Source organism: Microcoleus sp. BM001215392 (assembly GCF_036700185.1).
Classification (GTDB): Bacteria; Cyanobacteriota; Cyanobacteriia; order Cyanobacteriales; family Microcoleaceae; genus Microcoleus.
Window position 1 is genome coordinate 1 of sequence record NZ_JAUBOJ010000349.1, and the last position, 8,330, is coordinate 8,330.

The 8,330-nt window shown below is 40.6% G+C and carries 4 protein-coding genes and 1 CRISPR repeat array; all 4 genes read left to right on the forward strand.

Translation table 11 applies throughout. From position 1 onward, the window contains the following. Nucleotides 1–31 precede the first annotated feature (31 nt). On the forward strand, nucleotides 32–772 hold the full coding sequence (locus tag QT974_RS27200; protein ID WP_333471524.1) for a hypothetical protein: 741 nt from the start codon (nucleotides 32–34) through the stop codon (nucleotides 770–772). Nucleotides 773–905: 133 nt separating this feature from the next. Further along, entirely contained in the window at nucleotides 906–3,143 is a 2,238-nt protein-coding gene (locus QT974_RS27205; protein WP_333471525.1) for a WYL domain-containing protein, read from the forward strand. Nucleotides 3,144–3,342: 199 nt separating this feature from the next. Continuing rightward, nucleotides 3,343–3,954: direct repeats of the CRISPR family, unit length 35 nt; unit sequence GTTTCCATTAATTCGACTTACAAAGAAGTCCAAAG. Nucleotides 3,955–4,362: 408 nt separating this feature from the next. Further along, nucleotides 4,363–5,913, forward strand: coding sequence for a hypothetical protein (locus QT974_RS27210; protein ID WP_333471526.1), 1,551 nt, complete (start codon nucleotides 4,363–4,365; stop codon nucleotides 5,911–5,913). Between the two features lie 85 nt (nucleotides 5,914–5,998). Beyond that, complete coding sequence (locus QT974_RS27215; protein ID WP_333471527.1) at nucleotides 5,999–7,765, forward strand: hypothetical protein; 1,767 nt, start codon at nucleotides 5,999–6,001, stop codon at nucleotides 7,763–7,765. The last annotated feature ends 565 nt before the right edge of the window (nucleotides 7,766–8,330 follow it).

An 8,330-nucleotide genomic window follows, 5' to 3' on the forward strand; every position in this document is an offset into this window, starting at 1 on the left:
ACTCCACAACTATTGTATTTAATAAAATTTTGTGAATCATTTAGACTTGCTATATATCAATGACCCTAAATTGTCAGCTAGCAATGAATTACTGTCTCGTATCGTTAAAACTCTGGAAATTGGCGATTATTGTTTGAATTTAGACAATCAAACTGCTAAGGATTTTTTGGTAAATAATCCTCAGCTAGCCTCTAAGTTATCTAAAAAGTTAGTTAAGCAAGTGTCAAATTATGACTCCCTGTTAAATCTCTACTCCCAGTGTTGCATTTACTACAACCTCGACCAAGTAGCTAACTTTTTGTCAAGAATGAGCTCTTTTTATGAAGGGGTTTTAGAAAAATCTGCGACACAAATCGGAATTGACATAGATTTTCCTTATTTGAAAAACCGCTTTGAGAAGCGAAATTTCATCAGTGAAAAAATTCTACAGCGTAACCAAGTCTCAGAGCAGCAAGCTTGGCAGGAAATTCTCTTGCTATTAAAAAGTTTAGATTATTGGTGTAGCCATCGGAATCAATTGATTCATCACGGCAAAGGAATGTCAAAAAAACGGATGAACTCATTGTATCAGGAGGAAGTCAAAAAAGAACATCTAGATACTTGTCCTCCCGATCGCATAATTGAGCACATGGCAAAAATCCTCACCAGCAATTTAGAAATCGTCAAACCAGAATACCTGCATCAATTCGTCCGTACTTCCACCCATCATTACATTTACAGCGAAGTAAAAGACTGGGCTATTACTCAATTATTACACGAAGGACTGCAATAAATACCCCTCCCATTTCTTAGTCCGCGAAGGCGGACTTCGTTTGTATAGACGCGGTTTCAACCGCCGGGTGATATTCGATTAGATCGCATTAATCAATTATTCAATTTAAAATTGTCCCCATGCCCGATGTCCGATGCCCAATTCCCAATTGCCAATTCCCCATGCCCAACTCCCAATTCCCCATGCCCGATGCCCAATTCCCTCCCAAACTAACATGATTTGCCACATTCTCATCGGCCCACCAGGCAGCGGAAAATCCACCTTTGCCCAACAACTAGCCCCCCTAGCAAACTATCAGATTGTTTCCACCGATCGCATTCGCGAACAACTCTACGGAAATGCCAGCATTCAGGGAAATTGGACAGAAATAGAACATCAAATTATACAGCAAATCCGAAGCCCGATCGCACTTAAGCAACCAGTCATCTACGATGCTACCAACGCCAAACGCGCATGGCGAATGTCACTCCTCATGCAGCTAAATTCCGATTCCTCCCTAATTTCCACAGAGGAATGCACATCAGAACCCATATTATGGATGGCTTGGCATCTCAAAACCCCCTTAGAAACTTGCCAGCAGCGCAATCAAAACCGCGATCGCATCGTACCAGACAAAGTAATCGCCGATATGTTCAAATCCCTGAAAGACTTCCCGCCGCTTCCGGCAGAAGGCTTTGCAGCCGTCAACAGTATTCCCCAAACTGACGGCGAGTTTGACATGACAGACATTCAAACCAAAATTCAAAAGCTTGATCGCGCCTGCACCAACCGCATCAACCGCACCAAACACGATCAAATTACCCTCCACCAATACTCAAAACTGCAAGATTTCGATCGCTTGCTGCATTTAATAGCATTAATTATCCGCTATCCCGGCATCGGATACTTACATATCAACGACCCAAAAATCTTAGAATCTATTTTAGGAAAAGTACCGCAATTTGCCGATTCTATAGATGAAATTTGTGCTGTAATGCACCAACAAAAAGCTAGTATTTATGCTGATTATAACAAAATTACAATCGACTTGCAATGGCTGCAACAAAATAAACTAATCGGCATTGAAAATAATACTATTTCTCCAGATCGCACAAATCCCATTATTCCCCCTCTTGTAGGGGTGGTGCCCCCGTGGCCGCCCTGGTTAGGACAAGTAGAAAACGATATTCATATCACCATCATAGAAGACTCAAACCTAATCACTCACGCTTACTCAGATTTAGAACCCTTCACTCGACTGTTAAAAATTATTCGATTTATCATCCACCATCCCTTTTTGCCAAACTCCGAAAACCGCAGTCAAAAAGTATTGACAGAGGCGCTTAATGCCAAAAATATTACCTTCGGGAAACGCTTGGATACCGTACAAAAAGATATCGAAAAAATCCTAAAACCTTATCAAATATTACCAGAATTTGCCCTGCGCCACGGCTACTTTACCGGCACAGGTATTTTATCGCAGCGCGAACTCAATCAAGTATTCGCAATTCTGCAATCTCAAGCCAAAAGTTTAGAAGATCCGGCAGCTTTAGCAGTTTTTGAAATGTTTAAAGAACGGATGAAACTCAGCAAGCTTAATTTTCCTGATGCTTATCCAGTCAGGGCGATCGCAAATCATTGCATTGTCGATACTGACAGCATTTCCGATCACAGGGCTTTATCAAATAATTTAGCCCAATTGGAAGCAGCAATTATCAGCGGAGAACTCTTAGAATTGGGCCGCTTTGTCGGTGGCGGTCGATTTTCGGGAGATGCAGATGGTTTCTTTTTAGTGTGGCCGTTGCAAATAGTATTTTATAACTTTGCTTGGTATTTGGGGTTTGAATGTGAAAGCAAACAAGATAAGGGTTTGTTGCGTTTTGAAAGGCTAGATAGATTGTTTTTAGGTCGCACTCAAGGGAAAAAGCGCGATCGCCAGACTCAAGAACAATCTTTACAAAAACTGAATCAACTTTTAGCAGCAAGTGCCGGGATATTTCTCGGTAAAACTGCTAGTTTGCAGCAGCAGTTTCTCAGCTCAGATAAAAAAGTGCGATCGGGCGCTGAAATAACAGTTGAACTTTGGTTTAGCGACGATAAATTTAGATTTGTTGCTGAGGGAACTAAGCGATTTCCAGTAATGAAGATGTCACCTCCTGTTCGAGGAAAACAACCTAAAGGTTCTAAATCTCTGTTTTCTTTGCAACCAACTGGAGATGCTAAATTTCCCCATCGGTTTCGAGTTGTATTACCAAAGTGGTCTTTAAATGATGTCAACTTCGAGCAGTGGATTATCGGGTTTAACGGTAGTGTTAAAGTAGTGAAACCGCCGGAGTTGGTCGAGAAAATTAAAAATATTGGCGATCGCATTGTTGAGGTTTATCGCAGATAATCAAGAATATAGGACTTATGCAAGAGTGGTCAGAAACCGGGTTTTTTAGGAAAATACCTCGTTAGAGCATCGTAAAGTCGCTAAAAACCCGGTTTATTTGGCGGAGTGCGTAAGTCTTGGAATACCTATATTGAAGTTCGATCGTTCCTAAATATTTAAACACAATCCCTAGATATTAAAAAATATCTAGGGATTTATTGCTTCCATTAATTCGACTTCAAGAGAAGTCTAAAGAATTCCTTGGCCCGCGATCGCCCAGTTTATTTATTGGTTTCCATTAATTCGACTTACAAAGCAGTCTAAAGTTGACCCTAAATACAAGAAATTAGTATCGATCGTCTATCCGTTTCCATTAATTCGACTTACAAAGAAGTCCAAAGGCAGCTTCAGCAAGGACTTTGGGTTTGATTCTAGAAGTTTCCATTAATTCGACTTACAAAGAAGTCCAAAGATTATACAAATTCTCACAAAACAGTCTACTACAATGTTTCCATTAATTCGACTTACAAAGAAGTCCAAAGTTTTCCATCGAAAATATTTTAGCGGGTAAAGCTATTAGTTTCCATTAATTCGACTTACAAAGAAGTCCAAAGATGGGTCTAGCGTTTCCTACATCTTAGGAGATAAGATGTTTCCATTAATTCGACTTACAAAGAAGTCCAAAGATCTAACAAAGCAGTTGTTACCAACGGTAACACAACAGTTTCCATTAATTCGACTTACAAAGAAGTCCAAAGCGGTTACTCGCCAAACGCAGCGGGAATAACATCGATCATGTTTCCATTAATTCGACTTACAAAGAAGTCCAAAGGCTAGCTCCTAGAAGCCTTGCCCTGACCTAAGTCTACAGCACTTTTTCGCGGGGGTCAAATTTCTCTGTCAACAAACACAGAATATTCTCAACAAACCCCCACTCGACGTTAAAATCAGCCTTCCAAACCCTTATCGCAAAAGGATTTCGCGGGGGGGAACGACAGAATAAGGGTTTCAGCACTTACCTACCCCCCACGAAAAAGCGAAAAACACCTACCCACCAGTGCTCAGAAACCGGGTTTTTTCGAGAAATACCTCGTGACAGCCGACAAATTAGATAAAACCCGGTTTCTTTGGCGTAGCGCGTAAGTCCTCATTCGCACCAAAAACCTAACCCACTCCACAACCAAACATCTATATTATTGGTAAAGCCAGACTCACCCTTCCACCCATTCAAAATAATACAGTGAACTTGAACGGAGCAACAGCAGACCAAAACGGGTCATTCATTTATTTCGTTTACCCCTTCATATTTGAAACCAAAAATTTTCCCACCCTCAAAACCGCCATATCCCAAGCCCAAATACCAACCAAACAAAACCAACTCCTGTGGGAATCCCAATCCTTTCCCAAAGACGACTTGCTATTCCATGTCGCCAACTACCTCAACCCCACAGATAACCACCCCCCCACAGCCAGCTTGTGGAAACTCAACGAAGTAGCCCGCGACATCCTTGGCTTCCGAGCCCAATGGCAATTAATCACCCCCATCGGTGAAATACCATTTACCTTTGGCGAAGCAGGAGAAGGCAACAAAGCAATTCAACTAGCACTCTTCCAAATAGGAGTCGGATTTTTCACAATCAGAACCCAGCCAGACTCCGACGACATTAACGATTGGCTCAACTTTCTGCACTACTTTCGCTTCCTCGAAGGACAACAAGGAACCCACATCAAAGCACAGCGAAAAGTCAGCTTCAACCCCGAAACAAAACAAGCTCAATACGAGCCATTTTTTCCAGAAATAGCAGGCGGCAACACCCTATATACAAATGGAAAAGTTCACTTCGGCGAAGTAGTAACAAACCTACTAAAAAAATCAGCATTACCACCCAACTCCCTACCCGAACCAACATCACAACAATGGTGGAGTGAAATATTTGTCCCCGGACAAATGCTACCTTTCACCGCATTATTCGCAGACAACTTGCCCGCCGATGAAACCCAACTTTTACTCTATAAATTGCAAAACTTATTCCATGAAAAACAAGGCAACAATCCAGCCCCAGAAGACATAGAATTCAACAATCCCGCTTGGTTGCCCTACGCCAGCCGACAATGGTTTATCTTTTCCCTAGAAGGTGGCAGCTTCCTAGCAGCCGATGCCCCTCAAACAGACTTTTTCCGCAAAACCTTGCCATCGCACTTGCGCGACCAATATTTTTTATTATTTCTCATTGCCCTGCACCAGCGCTTTACCCTAATGATGCTATCATCAAAAGTAGCCATTAATTGGTTAGCAGACGGCGACAACAAACACGAAAATAAACACAGCAACAGACAGCGCGAACAAGTATTTGAAGAAATCCGCAATCAACTATTAGTATTCACAGCGCGAGGCTACTTCACCCAAGTAATGCAGCGCCAACACCACCATCGCTGTTACCGCCAGTGGCACGACGTATTTCAAATCAAAGAATTATATCAAGAAGTCAACGACGAAGTACGTGATATGTACGAATACAGCCTGATGCAGCAAACCCGCCGCTTAGAAAGCACAATTCAAGTTATCGGCGTAGCTGTAGGTATCGGCGGCATTATCGCCTCCAGCATTGCCAATTATATTCAACAGCCCCTAAGCTTGAAACCAACTTGGAAAATAGATACAATTCATCCAGCAATATTAATTTTATTATTAAGTGTAGTAGCTGGTGTAGCAGCCGGAGGTCTAACTTGGTTGAGTACCGGCGGCTGGAATTGGCTTGTTAATCGCATCAAACAGGGAGATAAAAAATAGTGCTGATCTGTTAAAGTTGGGGTTGTTAGGTTTCCTGCCAACCCAACCTACAAAGTAACATCCAAAATCTAAAATCTAAAAAATCATGACTATCTTAATTGCAAATATCGGCACTTCCGACCTCGCCATCCAAATTACCATAGAAGGCGAAAATTACTATTTACCAATTGACTATTTGCCTAGTGAAGCCAATATTAGCGAACAAATTGCTAAATTACCATCCAAACAGCAAGAATTGTGGAACTACCAAAAACAGCGCAGCTATATTGAAACCATCCTTTACCGTGATTTAGGATTTCCCGTAAACATGGAAAAACCCACGAAACAAACTAGCCGTAAATTAACTCAAGTTGTATTGGAAAAGTACCAAGAAAACCCCGATAAATGGCATCCTCGAATTAAACCAGCCCGCATTTTGGGTGCTATTCAAAAAGCTATCAGTATCGGCGCAACCAAAGGTTACATATTTGTGACCAACCAAGTCACATCTGAAAAGCCTGAAGGACATGAAAAAGACACAATTTATCTATATGACATTTTAGTACGGTGGTTGGAATTAGAAAAAATAACATTCAAACTCGAAGCAAAAATTATTGATAGCACAATAGAAGCCAGGAAATTAGAACCTCTCCTCAGCGAATATGCAAAACATATCAAAGAAATTGTCAGAGATGAAAAACTAAACCTATTATCTGCTGAAACCGACCATAAAGCCCCCGATAATTTGGTGTTCGTGAGTATCAAAGGCGGCACTAACAATATGATCACAGCCTTACAAATTCAAGCCATAGACTCAAACTTTAAAAACCTAGTTTTTATCGACCCCGAATTAAACTTAGAGAAAATTCTCCAAGGAGAATCTTCTGACTGTACCTTAACCTTGTACTGGCGACATCTCCGCAGCCAAAAATATAACACCGTAAGACAGTTGCTTTCCCGTTGGGATTTTGACGGCGCTATTCTGGTTCTTGACGATTGGCAAAATAGTCTCAACTTACTCCCAGATGGAATAGTCAATAAAGCTGATATTGAAAACAGTAAAAATGCCATAAAATCAGCAATTGCAGCACTCAACTTAGGTTTAGGCTTTATCAATTTAGACCGCGCGGACACCAAAAATATTCTTAAATCCCATCCAGAAATTTCCGCGCTAGCAGAATTAGAACAAAACTATGAATCTTGGCTAAACTTGTACACCCAGTGTCGTATTTATTGGGAATTAAATCAAGTAGCCAACTTTTTATCACGCCTGAGTTCATTTTATGAAGAGTTGCTCAATTATTTAATTATTAATTTAGATGGTAGTAAATACTTTAAGGGCGAAATCTATGATTTGCAGTTGCAAAAAAACTTATTTGAACCAGAATTGTGGGATATATTCTATCCCTGTGCAAGCAAAAATAGTAAAATTAAAAACCACGACTTTGACAAGAAACCCTATTGGCTAACAAACCGCTGGGACAAGTCTAGATTGGTTGAAACTTTAGTAAATTTTAAAGGGAGAGATCCTGTAGATTGGGAATATATTAAAGAATCATTGCTGATGTTAGAATATTGGGTTAACAAAAGAAATAAAATGATTCACCTTGCTAAGGGTGTATCAAAAACAACTATGTGGGAAATGTTAAAATCAGATCGTGAATCGGAAGATAAACAAGTAAAATCTGACGCAATAAAAGCTTGCAACCCGGATGAAATATTGCGGGTAATGAGTGAAATATGCAGCGTAAGTTTTGAATTGTTAGATATGGAAAAACCATCTTTTGTGGGATGTGGGGCTACTGCATACTATATTTATTCTGATATAGTTGGTTGGGTACTCAACCACCTGGAAACAGACGAATTGCAATAGCGTGCAGTATCCCTAGTGGTAGGGTGCGTCAGTTATGAAATTTTGAATCAACACGAAAAGTATCGTTCTGACGCACCGTTTGTTAGTTTATGCGTCAGTTGTGAAATTGTTAGTTTGGAATCGAAATAATGCTCCCTGACACACCTTATTACATTGTTACTTGTTGTATAGCCTCTGAACCTGTTAACGAGTAAAAACCGCTGGCAAAATTGCCAACGGTTTTTACTTTGGGAGGAACCTAAATGCAGGTGTTTCCATTAATTCGACTTCAAAGAAGCCATACTAAGACTGTAATGAAATTGCACTTTCAAAGACAGGTCAGACTGATATTGACAAATTGACTAACTTGTGATAAAGATAAAAAGTAAAAAAGCAGAACAGAGTGTCAACTTTTGACTTTTAGCTTTCAGAAGGCGGACACAGCAGCCTCCAGAGTTCACCGGGAATTTCCTCAAAATGCTCTAGCAATACTTCGGACAGTTTTTAAGCAGCGAGAGTACCATAGGATAGGACTGACGCAAGGTTAGGGTGATTTAAAATTAAATTCGGGTCTAAATCTAACTTA

Excerpts from the sequence above, each read along its gene's own strand:
- QT974_RS27205 (WP_333471525.1), top strand. The coding sequence starts at position 906 with ATGCCCAATTCCCAATTGCCAATTCCCCATGCCCAACTCCCAATTCCC.
- QT974_RS27215 (WP_333471527.1), top strand. The coding sequence starts at position 5,999 with ATGACTATCTTAATTGCAAATATCGGCACTTCCGACCTCGCCATCCAA.